Source organism: Arthrobacter sp. UYCu723, from assembly GCF_054059215.1.
This window is the reverse complement of the sequence record NZ_JBSSBW010000003.1, coordinates 56,859-78,085: the sequence shown is the minus strand read 5'-3', so window position 1 is coordinate 78,085 and position 21,227 is coordinate 56,859. Positions and strand designations below refer to the sequence as shown.

Genomic DNA, 21,227 nt, shown 5'->3' with positions numbered 1-21,227 from the left:
GCCGCACTGTGCCGGGGTTCCCCGCGCCTAATGAAGGTGCGACCCCTGAAATCCCGCAATTCCCGGAAAATGCTTGCGCCCGGTGGATCTATATGACATCGTTATCGCATAACTTGGAACGATCCAAACACAACGAGGTGGTACAGATTGAGTGATTTTCTCGCACGCGTCGCATCGGCGCCGATTTCCTGGGGGATCTGCGAGGTTCCCGGGTGGGGCGCCATGCTGCCCACCCGCCGTGTCCTGCAGGAAATGTCGGACCTCGGGTTCACTGCCACGGAGCTTGGCGCACCGGGCTTCCTTCCGCAGGAACCGGGCTCGGTGAAGGCCCTGCTCGCCGAATTCGGGATGACGTTGTCCGGCGGATTCACGCCGATCGAACCCCACGAGGCATCCCGGCGCGATGCCACATTGGCGTATGCCCGCGCCACGGCGCGGCTGCTGGCGGACTCGGGGGCCAAGCTGTTCATTTCGGCGGCGATCATGGACGCCGACTGGTCCATCCCGCGCGCCCTGACCGCCAAGGAACACCGCCACATGGTTGAGACGCTGGCCCTGGTGGACGAGATCTGTGCCGAACACGGCCTGGTGCAGGTCCTGCATCCCCATGTGCAGACGCTCGTTGAAACGGCCGATGACGTGAACCGGATCCTTGACACCTGCAACGTCAACTGGTGCCTGGATACGGGCCATCTGGCCATCGGCGGCGTTGACCCGGTCCAGTTCGCCAAAGACGCCGTCGAGCGTGTGGGGCATGTCCACCTCAAGGACGTCCGGCTGGACATGGTCCCGGCCGTGCTGGACCGCGAAGTGTCACTGAAGGCAGCCACCCAGGCCGGACTGTTCACCCAGTTGGGCCGCGGCGACGTCGATATTGCCGGCGTCATCCAGGCACTGGAGGCGGCGAACTACCGGGGCTCCTATGTGATTGAGCAGGACACCGCGATCGCCGGGGCCGTGCCGGCCGACGGGGAAGGCCCCGGCCAAGAGGTGCATGCATCACTGAAGTATCTGCAGGACGTTGTCGCCCCGACGCTCGGGCACCGGGTCATCGGATGAGCATCCCTGAGGTCATCTGCGTCGGACGCATCAGCGTCGATCTGTATGCGGTCGAAAAGAACGTCGGCTTTGACGGGCCGCAGTCATTCACCAAGTCCGTGGGCGGGAGCCCGACCAATGTGGCCGTCGCCGCGGCCCGGCTCGGGCGGCGGGCGGCGATCGTTACCAAAGTCGGCGGCGACGGATTCGGCACCTATGTGCGGACCCAGCTGGCCGGCTGGGGGGTCACCGTCGACCACGTGGGAATCGACCCGCAGGGCCAGACACCCCTGGCCTTGACGGCCCTCGACCCGGCCGAAACACCGCAGGTGACGTTCTACCGCGGCAACCCCGCACCGGACACCACCTTGGTCGCGGCCGACCTGGACCCGGAAACAGTACGGAACTGCGGGGTCCTGTGGATCAGCCACGGCGCACTGGCGCAGGGGACAACGGCGTCGGCAGCCATGACCTGGCTGGAGCAGCGCGGCCGGGCCGGCCACACCGTCCTGGACCTGGACTACCGGCCCGCTCTCTGGCCCGACCTGGAAACCTCCCGGCAGATGAGCCGAAAGGCCATCGGACTGTCCACCGTGGTGATCGGCAACCTGGACGAATGCGAAATGGCACTGGGTACCCGTGACCCTGAGACGGCGGCCGCCGCGCTCCTGAGCGCCGGCGTCGAACTTGCGGTGATCAAGCTCGGCGGCGACGGCGTGTACCTGGCGGCGGGCGCCGAGCGGTGGAACATCGCACCGATTCCGGTCACAGTGGTCTCCGGACTCGGCGCCGGCGACGCCTTCGGCGGCGCACTGTCGCACGGGCTGCTCAGCGGATGGACCCCGGAGAGGATCGGGCATTTCGCCAACGCCGCCGGGGCCCTGGTTGCCAGCCGGCTGGCCTGCGCCGAAGCCATGCCGACCCTCGAGGAGCTCGAATCAATGTTCATGACCAAGGAGAAGTAATCGTGCTGACGCACCTCGACGAAACCAGCTACAGGGCCCTCATCGAGGCCCGAATCTTCGAACCGAAATCACTGCAGACCGCTCTGGTCAACCGGTCCCGGCGCAGCCTCGCCGGGAAAGACGGCCGGCTCCTGATCCTGGCCGCGGACCACACGGCACGCGGAAAGCTCGCGGCCAGCGGTGACCCGCTCGCCATCGCCGACCGCTACACGATGCTGGACCGGATCGTACGGGCCCTGGCCAATCCCGACGTCGACGGTGTCCTCGCCAGCGCGGACATCCTCGAGGAACTGGCCTGGCTCGGCGTGCTCGAAGGCCGGCTGGCCATCGGCACCATGAACCGCGGCGGAGTCATCGGCACACAGTGGGAGCTCGATGACCGCATGAGCGCCTACGACGCCGACCACGTCGCCGCCTACGGCCTCGACGGCGGAAAGATGCTGCTCCGGATCGAAGACACCGACCCGGGGGTGGCCCGCACGATTGAGACCGTCGCCGCCGCCATCACCCAGCTGGCCGACCGCGGCATCATGAGCCTGCTCGAGCCGCTGCCGTACCTCCTCAACGACGCCGGCCTCGCCGTCCTCGACCCGTCGGACGAACGGCTCATCAAGGTCGTCGCCATTGCCTCCGGACTCGGGTCGTCCTCGGCACACACCTGGCTCAAGCTCCCCACGACGGACCGGATGGCGGAAGTCGCGGGCGCGACGTCGATGCCCGTTCTGATGCTCGGCGGGGACCCCGGTAAAGACACTGCACAAACATTCGCACGATGGGAGAACGCCATGAAAGTACCAAACGTCAGGGGACTGGTGGCCGGACGGGCCCTGCTCTACCCGCACGCCGGGACCGTTGAAGCAGCAGTCCGGCAGGCGTCGGACCTCGTCCACGGGGCGAACCGATGAGCTGGCACTGGCCCGCAGTTGCCGGCAAGGATGCGACCGTCACCCCGGAAGAAGCCGGCTGGGCCTACAGTGGCCTGGACGTCAGGACGCTGCAGGAAGGCGCGACCCTGGAGTTCGACCTGACTCAGGACGAAGCCGTTATTGTGCCGCTGTCCGCCCGCAACATCGACGTCACCGTCGACGGCGAGCCCTATCGGCTGGAAGGACGCGACGGCGTGTTCGCCGCGGTCTCCGACTGGCTGTACGCTCCGGTCGGATCGAAACTGACCATCAGCGGAGTTTCCGGCGAAGTCGCCGTCTGTACCGCACGTGCTTCAGAGCGCTTCCCGGTGGCCCATGTGCGCGCCGAAGACGTAGCCGTCGAAGTCCGCGGCGCCGGCCGGGCGACCCGGCAGGTCGTCAACATCGCTACCCCGGGGTCCTTCGACGCCGCCCACCGCATCAACGTGTGCGAGGTGATTACGCCCGGCGGCAACTGGTCCTCCTGGCCGCCGCACCGCCATGACGGACTGGACGGCTGCAAGGTCAACAACGAGGAGATTTACTACTTCCGGATTGGCCGCGGCGACTCCCCGCACGGCGCACCGGAAGGCCAGGGGCTGTTCCACGTCTATTCCGTCGACGGTTCTGTCGACGAGACCGTGACGCTCCACGACGGGGACGTCTACCTTGTCCCGCACGGCTACCACGGCCCGTCCGTCGCCCCGCCGGAATACCCGATGTACTTCCTGAACGTCCTTGCCGGACCGAACGACGACCGGACCATGGCATTCTGCGACGACGCCACGCACCACTGGATCCGCGAAGCGTGGGAGAACCAGGAACCCGACCCCCGCCTGCCCCTGACCTCAGCACACGGAAGAGTGATCAACGCATGACTAATCGACGAAACATTGGAATCGCGGTACTCGGGCTGGGATGGATGGGACAGGCACACAGCCGGTCCGCACTCCGGATTCCGTCGCTCTTCCCGAACCGCTCCTTCGAGCCACGGCTTGTTGTCTGCGCTGACACAGCGCCGGCCCTGCGGGAACGCGCCGTCAACGACTTCGGCTTTGAACGTGCCGTGGAAGACTGGAACCAGGCCATCAACGATCCCGACGTCGACGCCGTCTGGGTGACCGCCCCCAACATGCTGCACCTGCCCATGATCGAAGCCGCCTGCGCGGCAGGCAAAGCCGTCTTCAGCGAAAAGCCGATCGGCGGAAAGCCTGAACAGGCTGTGCAGGCGTTCCGCGCCGCTGAGGCCGCCGGTGTGCGCACCGGCGTCGGGTACAACTATGTGTGGAGCCCCCTCGTGCTCCACGCCCGGGACCTGATTGCCTCCGGTGAGCTGGGCGAGATCACCCACTACCGGGGCCGGTTCCTGACGATGTACGGCAGCGACGAACTGGGACTGCTGACCTGGCGGTTCAAACTCGCCCAGGCCGGGTACGGCGTCACGAGCGATATCCTCAGCCACTCGGTGTCGATGGCACAGTTCCTGGTGGGCGGCATCGAGGAAGTTGTCGGAATGCAGAACACCACCATCACCCGGCGCCCGCTGCCGTCCGGAACCGCGAGCCACTACGGCCGCGGTTCGGCGGAGGACCCGACCGGCGAGGTCGAGAACGAGGACTTCGCCTCGATGCTGTGCCGCTTCTCCAACGGTGCCACCGGCACTTTCGAGAGCAGCCGGACGATCGTGGGCCCCGAGTCAGAGAACGCCTTCGAGGTCTACGGCACCAAGGGGTCGCTGAAGTGGAACCACGAGCGCATCAACGAGCTGGAAGTCTACAAGCTCGGGACCGGCGATGACACCGGATACACCACGGTTCGCGGCGGGGACCGGTTCCCCTTCCACGGCGCGTTCGTCCCCGGGCAGGCCAACTCCATCGGCTTCGAAGACCTCGTGGCGATCGAGGACTTCAACTTCATGGAGAGCCTCGCGACCGGGGCACCCTTCTCGCCGAGCTTCAAGGAAGCAGTCGACGTCGTCAGCGTCCAGCAGGCGCTTATCGACTCATGGAAATCCCGCTCATGGCAGACCGTCCTGGACCTGGCCGAGAACGAAGGAGCATCCTGATGGGCGGCGAAACCGTACGCATCACCACGTCTGAGGCGCTCGTCAGGTACCTGATCGCGCAGCGGACCGTCGTGGACGGGCAGGAAGTCCCGCTGTTCCCCGGAGTGCTGGCGATCTTCGGCCACGGCAACGTCACCAGCCTCGGCCACGCGCTGGAAACCCACCGGGACGAAATCCCGGTGTGGCGGGGCCAGAACGAACAAGGCATGGGCCTGGCAGCAGCGGGATTCGCGAAAGCCATGCGCCGCCGGCAGGTGATGGTGTGCTCCTCCTCAATCGGACCCGGTGCCACCAACTTCATCACCGCCGCCGGCGTCGCCATGGCCAACCGGCTGCCCGTGCTCTTCATCTCCGGCGACACCTTCAACACCCGGCTCCAGGACCCGGTCATCCAGCAGGTGGAGCACTTCGGAGCGCCATCGACCACGGTTAACGACGGGTTCCGGCCCGTGGTGCGGTATTGGGACCGGATCACCCACCCGGCACAACTGCTTTCCTCGCTGCCGCAGATGGTGGGCACGCTCCTGGACCCTGCGGACTGCGGACCGGTCTTCCTCGGCCTGCCCCAGGACGTGGCGGCGGAATCCTACGACTACCCGGTGGAGTTCTTCACCACCCACGTGCACAGGATCTCCCGCCCGAGGCCCGACTTCGGCCAGATCGAGCTGGCCGCCGAGGCCATCCGGAACGCCAAACGGCCGGTGATCATCTCCGGCGGAGGAGTCCACTACTCCCTCGCGGAAGCCGAGCTCGGGGAAGTCGCCGATGCCCTGGGCATTCCGGTGGTGGAGACGGTGGCCGGTAAATCGGCGCTGCTGCCGGACCATCCCTGCTACGCAGGCCCGGTCGGCGTGGCAGGCACCGAAGCCACCAATGCCGTGGTCCGGGACGCGGATCTCATCATCGCGGTGGGGACCAGGCTCGAGGACTTCACCACCGGTTCCTGGACGGCGTTCGCCTCGGATGCCAGGATCGTCGCGCTCAACGCCGCGAGGTTCGACGCTCTGAAACACCGTGCGCTGCCGGTCATTGGCGACGCCCGGGAGTCGCTGCTCAGTCTCCAGAAAGCCCTGCAGGGGTGGACTGCGGCGACCGAATGGACGGCGCGGGCTTCCGAGGCACGCGCCGGGGTGGAGGCATTTGTTGCCGGCCGCACCGCGCCGGACGGCCACTGGCCGCCGAGCTACGCCCAACTCATCTCCGAAGTGCACGGAAGCGCCACCGCCGAGGACTACATCCTCACCGCGGCGGGCGGACTGCCCGGCGAAGTGAACGTCAACTGGGCGAGCAAGGGGATCGCCTCGGTGGACACCGAGTACGGCTTCTCCTGCATGGGCTACGAAATCGCAGGAGCCTGGGGTGCGGCATTTGCCCGGACCTCCGGGCAGGTTTACTCGATGGTCGGCGACGGCTCGTTCCTGATGCTGAACTCGGACATCTACTCCTCCGTTCTCTCCGGCAAGAAGTTCATCCTGGTGGTCTGCGACAACGAGGGCTACGCCGTGATCGAACGCCTGCAGGTCGGGCAGGGCGGCGCGTCGTACAACAACATGCTCAGCGATGTCCGCGGCCCCGGGTCGTCCGTCCGGGTGGACTTCCACGCCCACGCCCAGGCCCTGGGAGCCCTGACACTCACGGTCGAAGACATGGCCGAGTTCCGTGACGCCCTCGCGGCGGCCCGGGCGGCTGACCGGACCACGGTGATTGTCACCAAGGTCCGGGCCAGCGACTGGACACTCGGCGGCGCCTTCTGGGAGGTGGGGGTACCGACCACCAGCGACCGTCCCCAGGTAACCGCCGCCCGGGCAGCCATGGACGAAGGCCTCGCCAACCAGCGTCGCGGCATCTGACAAGGATCAGGATACGAAAGGGTGCAGGCCGGGAATTTTGCCCGGTCTGCACCCTTTTGCCGCCGCCCTGAGTGCGAGCCGTCGCACGCGTTCGGAAATCCCATCACCGCCACAACAGCCGCGCAGCCGGACTCAGCACTACGACGTTCGACCGCAGGGGCCGCTATGGCCGGATTGTTCGCGGCGGGCGTCCCGACCTGGCCACTACGGAGAGTGCCGCACCGGTGAAGAGGATCAATGTATTCCGGATAAACGCTCAAGAGGCCGGCAAAACTGTTCGGTAGGACAGTGGCGGACCGAAGGATCTTGACCGGTGACCAGCGAACTCGCCGACACCCAGCAAAATTCTTGCCCGTTCGTCGAGGCCACCGCAGACACCAGCCGGACTTCCTGTTTTCGCCCAGTTCCAAGGAGATTCAATGAGCTCATTCATCAGCGGTGACCACCGGAAAACCAGCATCGCGGGAGACTCCGCGATCACCAACGCCGATCTCGATGCGGCGGTTGCAGCGGCCATCGGAGTGATCCTTCCCTCCGACGGAGGATGGTCAGCGGCCTGACAAGGCAGCAGACCCTGGGGCTCGCGCCCACGCCGGGGATTTCTTCTTCGGCCCGCGGCCGGTAACGATCGTTCGCGAGACACTTCCAGCCCGGTTTTGGGACCCGCGGAACCATGCGGTCTATTTTGTAACGATTCCCGTGTACGCGGCAATGTAACGTCCAACCCGGTTAGTGATACATTTTGGTCATGCGAATCGGATACGGGCGTGTCTCAACACGCGATCAGCACCCCGAAGCACAACACGACGCCCTGCGCGCGGCCGGCTGCGAGCAGATGTTCCTCGACACCGCCTCGGGAAAACTCGCCCGCAGGCCCGAACTCGACAAGGCGCTGCTCTCGGCCAACCGGTCCGGCGACCAGCTGGTCGTCACCAAACTCGACCGGCTCGGGCGGTCGCTGGAAAACCTCATCGAGCTATCCAAGACGCTGCAGGAGCGCGGCGTGGACCTGGTGGTCCTGGACCAGGGCATCGACACATCCACACCCGCCGGGCGGATGTTCTTCCAGATCATCGGCTCGATCGCCGAGTTCGAACACGCACTGATGTCCGAACGGACCCGTGACGGGCTCGCCGCAGCCCGGGCTCGCGGACGGACCGGCGGGCAGAAACCAAAACTCGGTCCGCGCCAGGTCAAGCTGGCCCGCGAAATGTATGAAGAAAAGGACGCCGACGGGAAACGGGCCCACACCGTCGAGCACATCGCCCAGGAATTCGGCGTCACCAGGCCTACCATCTACCGGCATCTGGCCAAACCATAGAGGGCAGACCTTGCGCATCACAGCGCTACGGCACGTCCGTAGGTCACAGTCATCCAACTAAGAAGGACTTCATAAATGGCCCTGCGTTCTTTGCTCACCGCTGCCGAACGCAGCCAGATCCTGACAGTGCCCACCAATGAAGAGGACTTGGTAGCCCGCTACACACTCAGCGAGGCGGACATGTCATTGGTTCGGCAACGACGCGGAGATGCCAACCGGCTGGGTTTCGTTATCCAACTGTGCCTGCTGAGGCACCCGGGAATCACGCTGGCCGAAGACACCGAGATACCTCCGGAACTGGTTACTTGGCTGGCCTCCCGGCTGGATATCCCGCCCGAGACCTGGGGCGACTATGGAACACGTGAGGAAACGCGGCAGGAACACGGACGGGAAATCCGTGCATATCTGGGCATGTCCCCGTTCGGAATCACGGACTTCCGCCAGCTCGTGGAGCACATGGCCGAGGTGGCCGCGCAAACAGACAAGGGCCTGCTCCTGGTCGAAGCAGCGCGGGACTTCCTGCACTCAAGGAGGGTTGCCTCGCCCGGGGTGGGGATCATTGAAAGGGCCTGCGCGCAGGCCCTGACCCGGGCGAACCGGCGAATCCACGCCACCTTATGCGGCCAACTCTCATCGGAACACCGGCGGCGTCTGGACGGTTTGCTGCTTCGCCGCCCAGATGGTCCATTGACTGAAATCGGCTGGCTGCGGCAGGCCCCGCTACGCCCCAACGCCAGGGCCATGAATGAGCACATCACCCGGCTCACGACCTGGCGCGCCCTTGGCCTTCCCTGGGCCGCCGGCAAACTGGTGCACCGGAACAGGTTGCTGAAGTTGGCCCGCGAGGGCGCAGCCATGACCGCGGCAGACCTTGCCAAGTTCGAGCCCGGACGCCGGTACGCAACCCTCTTTGCCATGTCCGTGGAAAGCATGGCTGCCGTCACGGACGAAATCATCGCGCTGCACGACCGGATCATTGGCCGGATCATCCGTACCGCCCAGAACAAGCAAAACCAGAACACCCTGGCCTCCCGCGCCACCGTCGCAGCCATGATGCGCCTGCACTCCAAGCTCGGTGATGCCCTGATTGAGGCCAGGGAAACCGGCGAGGATCCCTTCGCCGCGATCGACACAGCCATCGGCTGGGACTCCTTGGCCGAAAGCATCGCCCAAGCCAAGGAACTGACACGCCCGGCCAATGAGGACCACCTCGCCCTCGTCAGCGCCCACTTCACCACGCTGCGCCGCTACACCCCGGCGTTCCTTGCCGTCCTTGACCTCCAGGCAGCCCCCGCCGCACAAGACCTACTGGCCGCCATCAAGGTCATCCGAACCCTGAACGCCACCGGCGCCCGAAAGATCCCGGACGATGCACCCACTTCGTTCATCCGGTCCCGGTGGAAGCCGCTGGTCTTCACCGGGACCGGCACCGACCGGGGATTCTACGAGTTCTGCGCCCTCACGGAACTCAAGAATGCGCTTCGGTCCGGAGACATGTGGGTCACCGGTTCCCGCCAGTTCCGCGACTTCGATGACTATCTTCTGGCCGGCCCTGACTACACGGCCATGAAGGACGTCGGGAACCTTCCCCTGGTCACGACAGACGGCGGCGAACGCTATCTCCAGGATCGTCTTGCCCTGCTCAGTGAACGGCTGCACCAGGTCAACGGCCTGGCATCCCGCGACGAACTGCCCGGGGTGCTGATCACCGCCAACGGCGTGAAAATCACCCCGCTCGAGACGATCGTGCCAGAACACGCCCAGCCCTTGATCGACCAGGCCAGTGCCATGTTCCCGCGGATCCGGATCACCGACCTGTTAATGGAAGTTGATGGGTGGACAGGGTTCACCCGCCACTTCACCAACCTCAAGTCCGGCCAACCCTCCAAGGACAAGCAACTCCTGCTCACTGCGATCCTGGCCGATGGAATCAACCTTGGACTGACGAAGATGTCCGAGTCATGCACCGGTGTCACCTACGCCCAATTGGACCGCCAGCAGGCATCCCATATCCGGGATGAAACCTACAGCGCCGCATTGGCGGAACTGGTCAACGCCCAGCACACACATCCCTTCGCAGCGCACTGGGGCGATGGCACCACCTCATCCTCGGACGGGCAGCGCTTCCGTGCCGGAAGCCACGCCGAATCCACCGGGCATGTGAACCCCAAATACGGGGCCGAGCCCGGACGGCTCATCTACACACATGTCTCGGACCAGTACTCACCCTTCCACAGCAAACTCATCAACGTCGGTGACCGAGACGCGACGTACGTCTTGGATGGGCTGCTGTATCACGAGTCCGACTTGGCGATCCAGGAGCATTACACCGATACGGCCGGGTTCACCGACCATCTCTTTGCCCTGATGCAGCTGCTCGGCTACCGGTTTGCGCCCCGGATCCGCAACATCGGCGATACCCGCCTCTACACATCCACCAACAACGCCGAACTCTCGACGTTGACTCCGCTGATCGGCGGCACCATCAACACGAAAACTATCACCGCACACTGGGACGAGATCCTTCGGCTGGCCGCATCGATCAAGACCGGCACCGTGACCGCATCCTTGATGATGCGCAAGCTCGGCGCCTACCCGCGCCAAAACGGACTCGCCACTGCACTCCGGGAACTGGGAAAACTGGAACGGACCCTCTTCCTGCTGGATTGGCTCCAGGATCCCGGCTTGCGCCGCAAGGTGACGGCCGAACTGAACAAGGGCGAGGCCCGGAACACCCTGGCCCCGGCGGTGTTCTTCAACCGGCTCGGGGAGATCCGTGACCGGTCCTTCGAGCAGCAGCGCTACCGGGCTTCGGGGCTGAATCTTCTCACCGCGGCCATCGTTCTCTGGAACACGGTCTACCTCGACCGCACCATAGCGACCTTGGATAAGGAGGGCAACACCACTGACCCTGAGCTGTTGCGGTTCCTCTCACCCCTGGGATGGGAACACATCAACCTCACCGGTGACTACACCTGGCCACGCGCCAACCGGATCAAGGCCGGTAAATACAGGCCGCTGCGGCGCTCGTCTAAACCTTAGCGTCGGATATTTTACTTTTTCACAAGCCACCCCATAAGGATCGCGGCCGCATCCCAGGCGAGCTATATGGAGCACGCGATCGTCAGCGCCCGCCCCCTGTAATTGCCCGCGAGCACAGCTAATCCGGCCGCGAAGAGCACGGCTGTTGCCGCGCCTGTTACGAGTCGGCCGGTTGCCAGGGACGGCATGTCCCAGGCAAGTGCGCTTAACAGGCTGGAGCTGGTCAGCGCCGCCGCGCCAAGCACCGCGGCTCTGCGCAGGCCCCAACGTTGGCTCCAGCGGCCAGCCCCCAACATCGTGACGGCCAGCACCACCGTCGCCAGTGAATGTAGGACGGCCTTGTCGGCCGAACCTACCCGGAAGACCTCGCTGATAATCAGCATAGCCAATACGTGCAGTTGAGGATCAACTCCTAGCAAGGACGTTGCCAGGCAAACAGCTACGAGTAAATGATGCCGCTTAGAGGCGGCCGATGTTGAATTAGTTCTGAGGCCGCGGCGGGTACCTGGGTTTTTTCTCGCAGGTAATTTCAGTTGGGACAGCATACGTTTTCCTTATGGAGGACTTGGGGCGGGACATAGCAGCAGCCACCGTCCCTCCCGGGTCCCTTTCGAGTACCCAAGGACTGAGCCCAGGCTCAGGTCCGAAGCACCCGCATCCGAGGCGGGCAGCTCCTGCGGACTCCGCCTTCGGGCTGCCATAAACTTCTGCCACGGTTCCTTGCTCTCTCAACTTGTGGAATGGCCCTTGAAACCCTGCCAAGGACGCATGCCGGGCGGAGTTGCCCCGGGACTCCTCGCTTTCTCCTACCGGAGGGCACAGAGCCGTTGGCTCCTGCGCCTCATACTCTGTGACGCAGGCTGATGGCTGGGTGAGCCGTGCCACGGCTTTGCTCTTCTCCATCAAGATGATCCGGTCACGAAAGACCTCGCCCGTGCCCGTACTCGTGCCCCGGATAGTGCCGTAAATGTGCGCGAATAGTTTACGGCGCAGGACCCGGAATGCCACAGGCGCGCGTTTAGGAGCCATAGGATGGAGCGCTCCGGAGCGCGCCCATATTTGCTTCGATAATGGAAGCCAGCATCAGTAGGCGAGAATCTGCGTACCGGGCGCCGACGAGTTGCATTCCGATGCCGGCCCCGCGTTCATCAAGCAGGAACGGAAGACTGAGGGCCGGATTCCCCGTGAGGTTGAACGGCAGGGTAAGGGCGTTCATACTTCCACGCAAGCGGTTCGGGCCCTCGTCGTCCGAGTTTCCGTCTATCTCGCTAAGCAGCGGAGCTGTAATGGGCATCGTTGGAGTCATAATGACATCTACTTGGTCGAAAGCGGTTTCGACCTCGTGGTGAAGGTCCTGACGCAGCAGCTGGCAGTGCGCGTAGTCTGCTGCTGTGATGAACATTCCCGCCTCCAGCCTCAGGCGGACATCCTGGGGGAGCATGCTGGCCCGCTCTCTGAGCAGGTCTTTGAACGTGTGGAGAGCCTCGGGTCCCAGGGTGCACAGCATGATCCCCGGCGCCGCTGCCAGAGTGGGCAGGTGGATCCGCGTGAGACGTGCACCCAGTTCGCGCACAAGTCCCTTGGCCTGCTCGAAGGCTGCGCGGATCGGTGGGGTCAGCAAGCCCTCTACGTAGGAGTCGGCGAGCCCGATCGTTACGCCCGTGAGCGGACTTTCGCTGAATTGAATGCCATCGGCGACCTTGATTTCTTTTCCGTCGAAGCCACGCATGGCATTCAGGGCAGCTTGTGCGTCCGCGATTGTCCGGGTCAGCGGGCCGATGTGGTCGAGGCTGGGAGCCAGGGGCTGCGTCCCTTTGGAGGGCACTGTCGAATACGTGGGTTTCACACCTACGACACCGCACAGCGCGGCGGGCATGCGAATGGACCCGGCCGTATCGGTTCCTACGGCTATGTCGGCCAAGCCTGCGGCCACTGCTGCTGCGGATCCGCCGCTTGAGCCACCGGCCACTGCTGCCTCGTTCAGCGGGTTGCGTACGGGCCCGAAATCGCTGCTTGTGCTGAACGGGCCGTAGGCCAGCGCATGGAGATTCGAGGCACCGATGATGATCCCGCCAGCGGCGCGCAGGCGGGACACGACGAGCGAATCCTTCCCGTTCTCGGACCGCAGGGCCGCTGTCCCCGCGGAAATCCGTGAACCACGGACCCCCATGATGTCCTTGACGGCTACTATCGCACCGCCAAGAGGACCGATGGTTTGTCCCCGGGCGAGGCTGGCGTCCAGCAAACGGGCATCGGCCAAAGCTTCCCTGAAAAAGATCCGGGTGAAGGCGTTGAGATCAGCGTGTACCTCGATTCGAGCCAACGTCGCCTCTACCCGTTCAGCGATCGATTCTCCCTCGGCCCGGTCCCAGGTGTGGGAGGCTCCGGTTTGCTCCAGTGCGCCTTCGCGATCTCCATTGCTTAACGGACGCCGTACGTAGTCTGGCGGGCTTGTGGAGACCGGCGCCAACCCTCGGACACTTTCAAGCACCGGATGGTCTTGGCTGATGCGCTCACGCCAAATGTCCATACGGCCGGTTCCATCCACCCCGAAGCCGGCCGCGATGCATGTCAGTTCTTCGTTGTTCACAATGGATGAACTCTCTCTGGGGCACCGGTACCGCGCACACGGTGCCGGGTTATGAGGAGGGTAATCTCGCCCCTGGGGGCTTAGGAGTTACGATCCATAAGTTGAGACAGGGCCTTTCCTGCCGTGCGGATATGGAATCGAACTGCTTTTTCAGCAGCGCGCGGGTCCCCGGCCCGAAGCGCATCGACGATGGCTTCATGCTCGCTGAGCGATGCTTCCGGACGCCCCGGTACGCGTGCAGAAATGTTATTTCCTATGCGCATCTGGCCAAAGAGGTTATCGGCCACGCCTACCAACCGTTTGTTTCCGGAACCAAGCCACATCAGCTGGTGGAATCTGACATCCAGCTCCACATAACCGGATAAATCTCCGGCAGCGACGGCCGCGCGCTGTTCTTCCAGCAGTTGGTCCATGTCGTCGGCAAGTTCAAGACGCGAAGAGGATTGCGCGGCCCGGCGGCTCGCTATTACTTCGAGTGCCTCCCGGAGTTCGTAGATCTCCATCAGGTCATCAACACTCAGCAACGGAACGAAGAATCCACGGTGGTCGTGGGATTCCAGCAGACCCTGGCGCTCAAGAGTGGCGAGAGCTGTTCGAATCGGCGTGGCCGAGAGCCCCAGGCGCTCGATCAGCGGCCGAACAGTAACCCGGTCGCCCGGCAACAGGTCGCCTGAGAGAATCAACTTACGAATCTCCGTATGCGCCACGCTGACCAATCCGTCGCCGCGTACAGCGTCCACATCCATGCTGGCACGCCCGTCCTCGAAAGTCTTATTCACAAAGTCAAGCTATCACTCTTGACCCCCGGATTGAAGCATGTGAGGCTTGTTTTCAATCAAAAATCAAAAATTTTAGGTCAGAATCCAGGTAGGAGTTGGCTATGAGCGACCGTTCGAGCGACGCGGTATCGAGTGCGACCGCCTCTGTGATTCACAACGATAAAGCAGGGGCGGCACTGGGCGGAGAACCAGCCCTGTCCACGCCGCCGGGGCTTCCCAGCCCTTCGAAACGGATTGGCGCTATTCTCGGCCGTTCATGGGTCATACGCAGTATCACCTTGTTGGTGGGCGTATTCCTGTGGTGGCTGGTGACTTCGCTGCAACTTGTTCGTCCGCTGTTCCTTCCCTCTCCCGGTGCGGTATGGAACGCCTTTGTCGAAGCCAACACGGACCACAATATTGCGCCCGGCATCGACCGCATGGTGCGCGGAGCGCAGAACTACTACCTGTGGGAACACCTGATTGCCAGTTTGCAACGCATTGGCATCGGCGTGGGTGCAGCCATCGTGTTCGGCATCGCGCTTGGCCTGCTCATGTCGACCGTCCGGCAAATCAGCATCGTCATCGAGCCATACCTGAACTATCTGCGTGCTCTTCCACCCCTTGGCTACATCGGGATCCTGATCGTTTGGTTTGGCATCGGCGACACGTCAAAAAACTGGCTGCTGTTCCTGGCCGCATTTCCACCGATCGCAGTGGCCACGATCAGCGGGGTGCGCGGCATCAAAGAGGACCAAATCAATGCGGCCTTGTCCCTCGGAGCCTCCCGCTGGCAGTCGGTGTTCCATGTAATCGTCCCGTCCGCCCTGCCAGAGGTCCTGACAGGTATCCGCATCGCGGTCGCCTTCGCCTGGACGACAGTCGTTGCCGCCGAACTCAGCAACGGGATCCCCGGCATCGGCGGACTGGCTTATCTATCCGGTACCGAACTCCAGACTCCTTTGACAATTGCATGCATCATCGTCATCGGCGTGACAGCGGTAGCACTGGACGGCGCCCTCAAACTCACCGAGCGCCTCCTGGTTCCCTGGCGCGGCCACGTATGACCTGTCCATTCCACCCACCGATAATTATCTTGAGGAGCCGTTCATGAAAACCGTTTGGTCGAAAAAAATCCTGATATCGAGCACTGTGCTCATACTCGCGCTCACCGGCTGCGTGGAGACGGGCCGCACTACTGCCCCCGCCGCGGGAAACTCCAAGTGCCCCTGGACAGCAGACGACTCTGTGAAGGGCACCGTGCGAATCGCCTATCAGAAGGTGCCCAATGGTGATCCAATTGTGAAGGACCAGGGCATTCTGGAGGCATGCATGCCGAACGCCACGATCAAATGGTCGGTCTTCACCTCCGGCGCCGACGTGCTCCAAGCGTATGGGGCAAACAGCATCGACGTTGGATACATCGGCTCGTCCCCGGTGACGATGGCGCTCTCTGAGCCGCTGAAGATGCCCATCTCGGTCGTGTGGATGTTCGACGTCATCGGCAACGCCGAATCGCTGGTCGTGCACGATGACGCAATCAAGTCTGTGAGCGAGCTGAAAGGCAAAACGATTGCTGTACCGTTCAGCTCCACGTCACACTTCGCGCTGCTACAGGCGCTCAAGCAAGCCGGGATTGACTCCCGAAACGACGTCAAGCTGGTCAATCTTTCGCCGGCGCAGATGACGGCGGCGTGGCAAGGCGGCCAGATTGATGCCGCCTGGGTATGGAGCCCCGTTCTCGACGAACTCGGTGCCACCGGCCATTTGATCTCCGACAACGGGAAGGTCGCCACGGCCGGAACGGCGACCTATGACCTGGGCACCGCTCGCACTGCCTTCGTAAAGGAGAACCCGGAGGTCATGAGGCAGTGGACGAAGGCCCAGGACTACGCCGTCAAGATGATCAGCGAAAACCCCGACAAGGCTGCGCAGAGCATTGCCGTTGAATTGGGCATCAACCCCAAGGATGCTGTAAAGCAATTCACCGGATTCAGGTATCTGCGGGCAACCGAGCAGATTGCCGATGACGCGATGGGCAAAAAGCTGGGTAAGGACCTCGCAGCCACAGCGGACTTCCTTCTCACACAGGGCTCCATCCAGGCCGTAAGCGCCCCAGAGGTCTACGCTGACGCGGTGGACAGCAGCTTTGCCAAGACGGCGCGATGAGCCACGCTGTCGAAATAACAGGACTGACCCACTCCTTCACGGGCAAGGGCGGCCAGCGCGTGAAGGCGATTGATCGTCTCGACCTGACGATAGAGCCCGGGGAATTCCTCTGCCTGGCCGGACCCTCAGGGTGCGGCAAGACCACCTTTTTGCGCCTCCTCGCCGGGTTCATGCAGCCGACAAGCGGCTCAATCACCATGAACGGTAAGCGCGTGGACCGCCCGGGCGCTGATCGCGGAATGGTCTTCCAACAGCCCACCTTGTACCCCTGGCTGGACGTGCAGCGCAACGTGGAGCTTGGGCCAAAACTGCGCCGGATCGACCCGGCTAAACGTCGGGCCGACGCTGAGCGCTACATCGAAATGGTCGGACTCAGTGATGTTACGGGCCTCCGTCCCTATGAACTCTCCGGCGGCATGCAGCAGCGCTGCCAGATTGCGCGCGTGCTCACCAACGATCCCGACATTGTTCTGATGGACGAGCCTTTCGGGGCGTTGGACGCATTGACCAGGGAGCGCCTGCAAAATGAACTCATCGGGATATGGCGGCGTACCGGTAAGACAATCGTCTTCATAACCCACAGCGTCGAGGAAGCGGTCTTCCTTGGAACCCGGGTCATGGTCATGAGTCCGCGGCCCGGACGCGTGGTGCTCGATAAATCGTCCGTGTTCTCACCGCCCGGCGAGTACATCGACGCCGAGAAGATACGAACTTTGCCGGAATACCACGCGCTGTGCCAGGAAGTTCACGAAGCCATCCACTAGTCGGGATTTTAATCGGACTGGCACGGAAGGCGTGTTTCTATGCCGGGAGAGGGTGCTCTGAGCTGGGAAACTTTGGTTGCCGAGACCAATATCTTGCCCGGCGAAGGAGCACCCTTTCGATGCAAAAGCCTACTGGCTGGCCCGCTTGCCACGGCCGGGCTCTTCACCGGCCGGGGAAGTTGGTCGCTTCCCCGGCCCTCATACCGGCCCTAATGCCGGCCGCCGGCGGTGAACAAGTGGGACCTGAACAAGGCTCCGGGCCTCACCCGGGCGCCAGGATCTTCTCCCCGTTACATTTATTGAGTCCCCGAAGGCCCGGTACGAAAATCCATCCGCCGATCGCCCCCAACCCCACCGTTGCGGGTGTATATCTGCCGCGGGCTCCACTGCAGATCCAAATGCCCCCGGATGAACGCACGGAGCTGATCATTCGCCGCGATTTTGCCCCGCCCGGGCTGGCGGCGTAGTGCCGTGGCCTGCTTGTGCGCGACGTGTGGAAGGGGCCGGGGGACCGCCTGTAGCCGGTTTCGCCGAACCCCACGGCTGACCGTGGATGGGCTTGCCCAGTTCCGCGACGATGCTACGGTCCCTGGGATCCGCCGGGCAGTGACGGAACGAAGAATCCGCGGTGGTCGTGGGATTCCAGCCGGTCTGGGCAATCAACAGAGGCGCAGGCTGTCCGAATGGGTGCGGCCGAGAGACCCAGGCGTGCGATCGGCGGCCGAGCCGTGACAGTATCACCGGCACCAAGTCGCCTGAGAGACTCAACTAACGGATCTGCGTGTGCGCCACGCTGACCAGCTCGCCGCCGCGCACAGCGTCCGCATCCACACTGGCGAGCCCGTCCCTCGAAAGTCTTATTCACAAGATTCAGCCTGTCACTCTTGACCGTCCGGGTGAAGCATGTAAGGCTTGTTTTCAATCAAAAATCAAAAATCTAAAGTTTGAATCCATGGATAGGACTTGGCTATGAGCAATCCTTCGCGTGATGGGGTAGCAATTGCACCCCCTAGCAGTATTGATGTGCCCGAGCAGAGCTTGAACCGGGCTGCTGAGCCGCGGATCCGGATGTTCGGGGGCCCGAAGATGGCGCTCGTTCCGGCGCTGGTTTTGGTCGGGGTTTTGGTCTGGCTGTCCGCCGCTGAGCGGGCTAACCTTTCCAGTTTCTGGGTCGGAGGCTTCGCGGCCATCGTCGTGGGGTTGCTCCTCACCCGGACACCGCGGGCCTTTGCGGAATCTCTTATCCGCGGGCTGTCGGACAGCACGGGTGCGGTCATCGTTACGGCCTACATTTTCGCGGGCGTTTTCGGCAGTCTGTTGGCGGGCGGCGGATTGGTCAACGGGCTGTTATGGCTGGGAGTCTCTGCCGGTCTGCAAGGGGCACTGTTCACCGTGCTGGCATTCTTTCTCTCCTGCGTCTTCTCGGCCGGAACGGGAAGCAGTGTCGGTGCGGTCCTGGCCTTGATCCCCGTGCTGTATCCGACTGGAGTTGCCCTCGGTGCGGATCCGACCATGTTGGCTGTGGCGGTCATCGCCGGCGGCGCGTTCGGGGATAACATCGCCCCGATTTCGGACACCACGATTAGCTCGGCCTACACGGCAAAGGCGACCATGGCTGACGTGGTGAGGTCCAGGCTGCCGCTGTCCCTCATCTCGGCTGCGGTGACAGTGGTGGTGCTGGCCATCTTCGGCGGGGGCGGGGAAGTCGCGAGCAACCGCATCGATGTGGTGGCAAATCCGTGGGGGCTGCTCATGCTTGTTCCCTTCGGGATTGTTATTTATCTCGCCATGCGCCGGCACCACATCATTATTGCGCTGATGTGGGGCAGCCTGAGCGCCACGGTCATCGGCACGGCCACAGGCCTGCTGAAGGTGACGGACATCTTCTCCATCCCCGAGAAACGAGGCGGGTCGACCGGACTCATTCAGGACGGCATCGCTGGCATAACCGGGGCTATTGTGCTGGTCCTGTTCATCCTGGCGTTGGCGCAGGTGCTTGCTGACAGCGGATTCATGACGCAAATCCTGCAGAGGCTCGAGGCCCACGCTACCCGTGGGGTCAGGAGCGCCGAGCTTGCGATTGCCGGCATCACCATGCTGTTCACGGTGCCGCTCGGCGCCAACGCCCCCGCCATCCTCCTGGTTGGTCCGACCATCGGCCGGCCGCTGGGGGTACGCCACAATCTGGCGCCGGCCAGAATCGCTAACCTGATGGACTGCAGCGCCAATACGGTCTTCTATATGCTGCCCTGGCATAACGCGGTCATCATCTGGTATGCAACGGTTTTGGCCACGGCCACGCAGTACGGACTGCCGATGATTTCCATTGCATCCGCTTTCCTGAACCCCTATGCCTGGGCGCTTATCGTGGTTCTGCTGATTTCCATCCTGACCGGCTGGAACCGAAAATATGCCTCGGCGACCGATGGCATCCCGGAAATGTAGCCAGGCAGCCGTCAAGGCCACGCTTCAGATATCCAGTTGACCGGAAAGGCTCTCACCCACGTGGACAACATCGATGTGGTTCCCAGATTTGATCTGGACCTGACCCAACCCGAACCGATGCCGCAGCAAAGTATCGACCGGGCCACCGAGCTGATGCGTTCGGGGCGGTTGTTCCGGTACGGGGAAACCGCCCCGGGAGAACTCAATGACGCCGCTGAGTTGGAACAGCGCTTCGCTGATCTGCTGGGCCGAAAATTCGCGGTCGGGGTGAACTCGTGCGGCGCGGCCCTTTTCCTTGCCCTGAGGTCATCAGGGGTCCGGCCCGGGGACAAAGTCCTGGTCAACGGCTACACGCTGGCTCCCGTTCCGGGCGCCATCGAGCACGCCGGCGCTGTGCCGGTGCTTGTCGAGGTGACGGACAACTGCACCATAGACCTGCAGGACTTCGTCGGCAAAGCTCTGGCTTCCGGGGCGCGCACGCTGTTGCTGTCCCACATGCGCGGACACATATCCGACATGGACGAGGTGGCGGGCATCTGCGCAAAGTACGGCATCACGCTGGTCGAGGACTGCGCGCACACCCTGGGAGCTTCCTGGGACGGGAAACCCACCGGCACCTTCGGAACAGCGGCATGCTTCAGCCTTCAGACGTTCAAGCACATCAACTCCGGGGAAGGCGGAATCATCGTCACCGACGACGAAGAGCTCGCTGCCCGGGCCATACTCCATTCCGGCAGCTACATGCTCTACGGGCAGCATGCTGCCCGTCCGCCTGAGTCCGCTTTCGAAAAACTCCGGGGCCGGATCCCGAACTACAGCCTCCGCCTGAGCGCCCTGGCAGCAGCGCTGGCACTCCCCCAACTGGAGCTGCTCCCGGACCGCGCCGACCGCATGACTGCCTCCTACCGGCGCCTGGAGCAACTGTTGCGTTCCATTGACGGCGTCCACGTTATCGAACGCGTACCCAAGGAACAGTTCATCGGAAGTTCGCTGCAGTTCTGTCTCCCCGGCCTCAGCGGGGAGCAGATCGCTGAGTTCGTCGGCATCTGTCACGGGCACGGGCTGGGCCTGAAATGGTTCGGGGGACCCCGGATGGAAGGCTTCACCAGCAGACCCTCGCAGTGGGAATACGTGGCGGGGGCCGGAACCCTGCCACAAACCGAAAAGCTGCTGGCCACACTCTGCGACATGCGGATCCCGCCCGCGATGGAGGAAAAGCACTGCCGCCAGGCGGCACAGATCATCACCTATGCACTGCGTCAGGCGACCAGCACCGGGGACCACGCCCTGTCCGTGCCAACAAACCGACCGTAAT

General features: G+C 63.4%; 17 protein-coding genes. 14 read left to right on the top strand and 3 right to left on the bottom strand.

Annotated elements, in window-relative coordinates:
• The first annotated feature begins 147 nt into the window (after positions 1 to 147).
• From ACVWZ8_RS23535 to ACVWZ8_RS23495, 9 genes are all read left to right on the top strand, one after another.
• Positions 148 to 1,059 (top strand): TIM barrel protein, encoded by a 912-nt coding sequence (locus ACVWZ8_RS23535; protein ID WP_456506222.1) that lies wholly within the window; start codon positions 148 to 150, stop codon positions 1,057 to 1,059.
• Complete coding sequence (gene iolC, locus ACVWZ8_RS23530) at positions 1,056 to 2,003, top strand: 5-dehydro-2-deoxygluconokinase (protein ID WP_456506221.1); 948 nt, start codon at positions 1,056 to 1,058, stop codon at positions 2,001 to 2,003. Before ACVWZ8_RS23535 ends, iolC begins: the two co-directional genes overlap by 4 nt.
• Positions 2,004 to 2,005: 2 nt before the next feature.
• Positions 2,006 to 2,908, top strand: coding sequence for a Cgl0159 family (beta/alpha)8-fold protein (locus tag ACVWZ8_RS23525; RefSeq protein WP_456506220.1), 903 nt, complete (start codon positions 2,006 to 2,008; stop codon positions 2,906 to 2,908).
• Positions 2,905 to 3,786, top strand: coding sequence for a 5-deoxy-glucuronate isomerase (gene iolB, locus ACVWZ8_RS23520; protein WP_456506219.1), 882 nt, complete (start codon positions 2,905 to 2,907; stop codon positions 3,784 to 3,786). Before ACVWZ8_RS23525 ends, iolB begins: the two co-directional genes overlap by 4 nt.
• Positions 3,783 to 4,973 (top strand): Gfo/Idh/MocA family protein, encoded by a 1,191-nt coding sequence (locus tag ACVWZ8_RS23515; protein WP_456506218.1) that lies wholly within the window; start codon positions 3,783 to 3,785, stop codon positions 4,971 to 4,973. Before iolB ends, ACVWZ8_RS23515 begins: the two co-directional genes overlap by 4 nt.
• Complete coding sequence (iolD, locus tag ACVWZ8_RS23510; RefSeq protein ID WP_456506217.1) at positions 4,973 to 6,823, top strand: 3D-(3,5/4)-trihydroxycyclohexane-1,2-dione acylhydrolase (decyclizing); 1,851 nt, start codon at positions 4,973 to 4,975, stop codon at positions 6,821 to 6,823. The genes ACVWZ8_RS23515 and iolD overlap by 1 nt, the downstream gene beginning before the upstream one ends.
• Positions 6,824 to 7,242: 419 nt before the next feature.
• A complete protein-coding gene (locus ACVWZ8_RS23505; protein WP_456506216.1) occupies positions 7,243 to 7,383 on the top strand; it encodes a hypothetical protein in 141 nt (46 codons plus the stop codon).
• A 188-nt stretch (positions 7,384 to 7,571) separates the two neighbouring features.
• Complete coding sequence (locus ACVWZ8_RS23500; protein WP_456506215.1) at positions 7,572 to 8,144, top strand: recombinase family protein; 573 nt, start codon at positions 7,572 to 7,574, stop codon at positions 8,142 to 8,144.
• A 75-nt stretch (positions 8,145 to 8,219) separates the two neighbouring features.
• Positions 8,220 to 11,186: a Tn3 family transposase gene (locus ACVWZ8_RS23495; protein ID WP_456506214.1), complete on the top strand. Its 2,967-nt coding sequence runs from the start codon at positions 8,220 to 8,222 to the stop codon at positions 11,184 to 11,186.
• A gap of 62 nt (positions 11,187 to 11,248) precedes the next feature.
• On the opposite strand, the gene ACVWZ8_RS23490 is transcribed toward ACVWZ8_RS23495, so the two are convergent.
• From ACVWZ8_RS23490 to ACVWZ8_RS23480, 3 genes are all read right to left on the bottom strand, one after another.
• Complete coding sequence (locus ACVWZ8_RS23490) at positions 11,249 to 11,731, bottom strand: MFS transporter (protein ID WP_456506213.1); 483 nt, start codon at positions 11,729 to 11,731, stop codon at positions 11,249 to 11,251.
• A 473-nt stretch (positions 11,732 to 12,204) separates the two neighbouring features.
• Positions 12,205 to 13,776, bottom strand: coding sequence for an amidase (locus ACVWZ8_RS23485; protein WP_456506212.1), 1,572 nt, complete (start codon positions 13,774 to 13,776; stop codon positions 12,205 to 12,207).
• Between the two features lie 80 nt (positions 13,777 to 13,856).
• Positions 13,857 to 14,555 (bottom strand): GntR family transcriptional regulator, encoded by a 699-nt coding sequence (locus ACVWZ8_RS23480; RefSeq protein WP_456506211.1) that lies wholly within the window; start codon positions 14,553 to 14,555, stop codon positions 13,857 to 13,859.
• 101 nt (positions 14,556 to 14,656) lie between these two features.
• On the opposite strand from ACVWZ8_RS23480, the gene ACVWZ8_RS23475 reads away from it, so the two are divergent.
• The 5 genes from ACVWZ8_RS23475 (at position 14,657) to ACVWZ8_RS23455 (ending at position 21,226) form a co-directional block, all read left to right on the top strand.
• The gene (locus ACVWZ8_RS23475) at positions 14,657 to 15,601 is read left to right on the top strand and encodes an ABC transporter permease (protein ID WP_456506210.1); all 945 of its coding nucleotides are present in this window, start codon (positions 14,657 to 14,659) and stop codon (positions 15,599 to 15,601) included.
• Positions 15,602 to 15,644: 43 nt separating this feature from the next.
• Entirely contained in the window at positions 15,645 to 16,703 is a 1,059-nt protein-coding gene (locus ACVWZ8_RS23470; protein ID WP_456506209.1) for a taurine ABC transporter substrate-binding protein, read from the top strand.
• Positions 16,700 to 17,467: an ABC transporter ATP-binding protein gene (locus ACVWZ8_RS23465; RefSeq protein ID WP_427008533.1), complete on the top strand. Its 768-nt coding sequence runs from the start codon at positions 16,700 to 16,702 to the stop codon at positions 17,465 to 17,467. The genes ACVWZ8_RS23470 and ACVWZ8_RS23465 overlap by 4 nt, the downstream gene beginning before the upstream one ends.
• Positions 17,468 to 18,436: 969 nt before the next feature.
• On the top strand, positions 18,437 to 19,912 hold the full coding sequence (locus tag ACVWZ8_RS23460; protein ID WP_456506208.1) for a Na+/H+ antiporter NhaC family protein: 1,476 nt from the start codon (positions 18,437 to 18,439) through the stop codon (positions 19,910 to 19,912).
• A gap of 36 nt (positions 19,913 to 19,948) precedes the next feature.
• Positions 19,949 to 21,226, top strand: a complete 1,278-nt coding sequence (locus ACVWZ8_RS23455; protein WP_456506207.1) for a DegT/DnrJ/EryC1/StrS family aminotransferase — start codon at positions 19,949 to 19,951, stop codon at positions 21,224 to 21,226.
• Position 21,227: the final 1 nt, after the last annotated feature.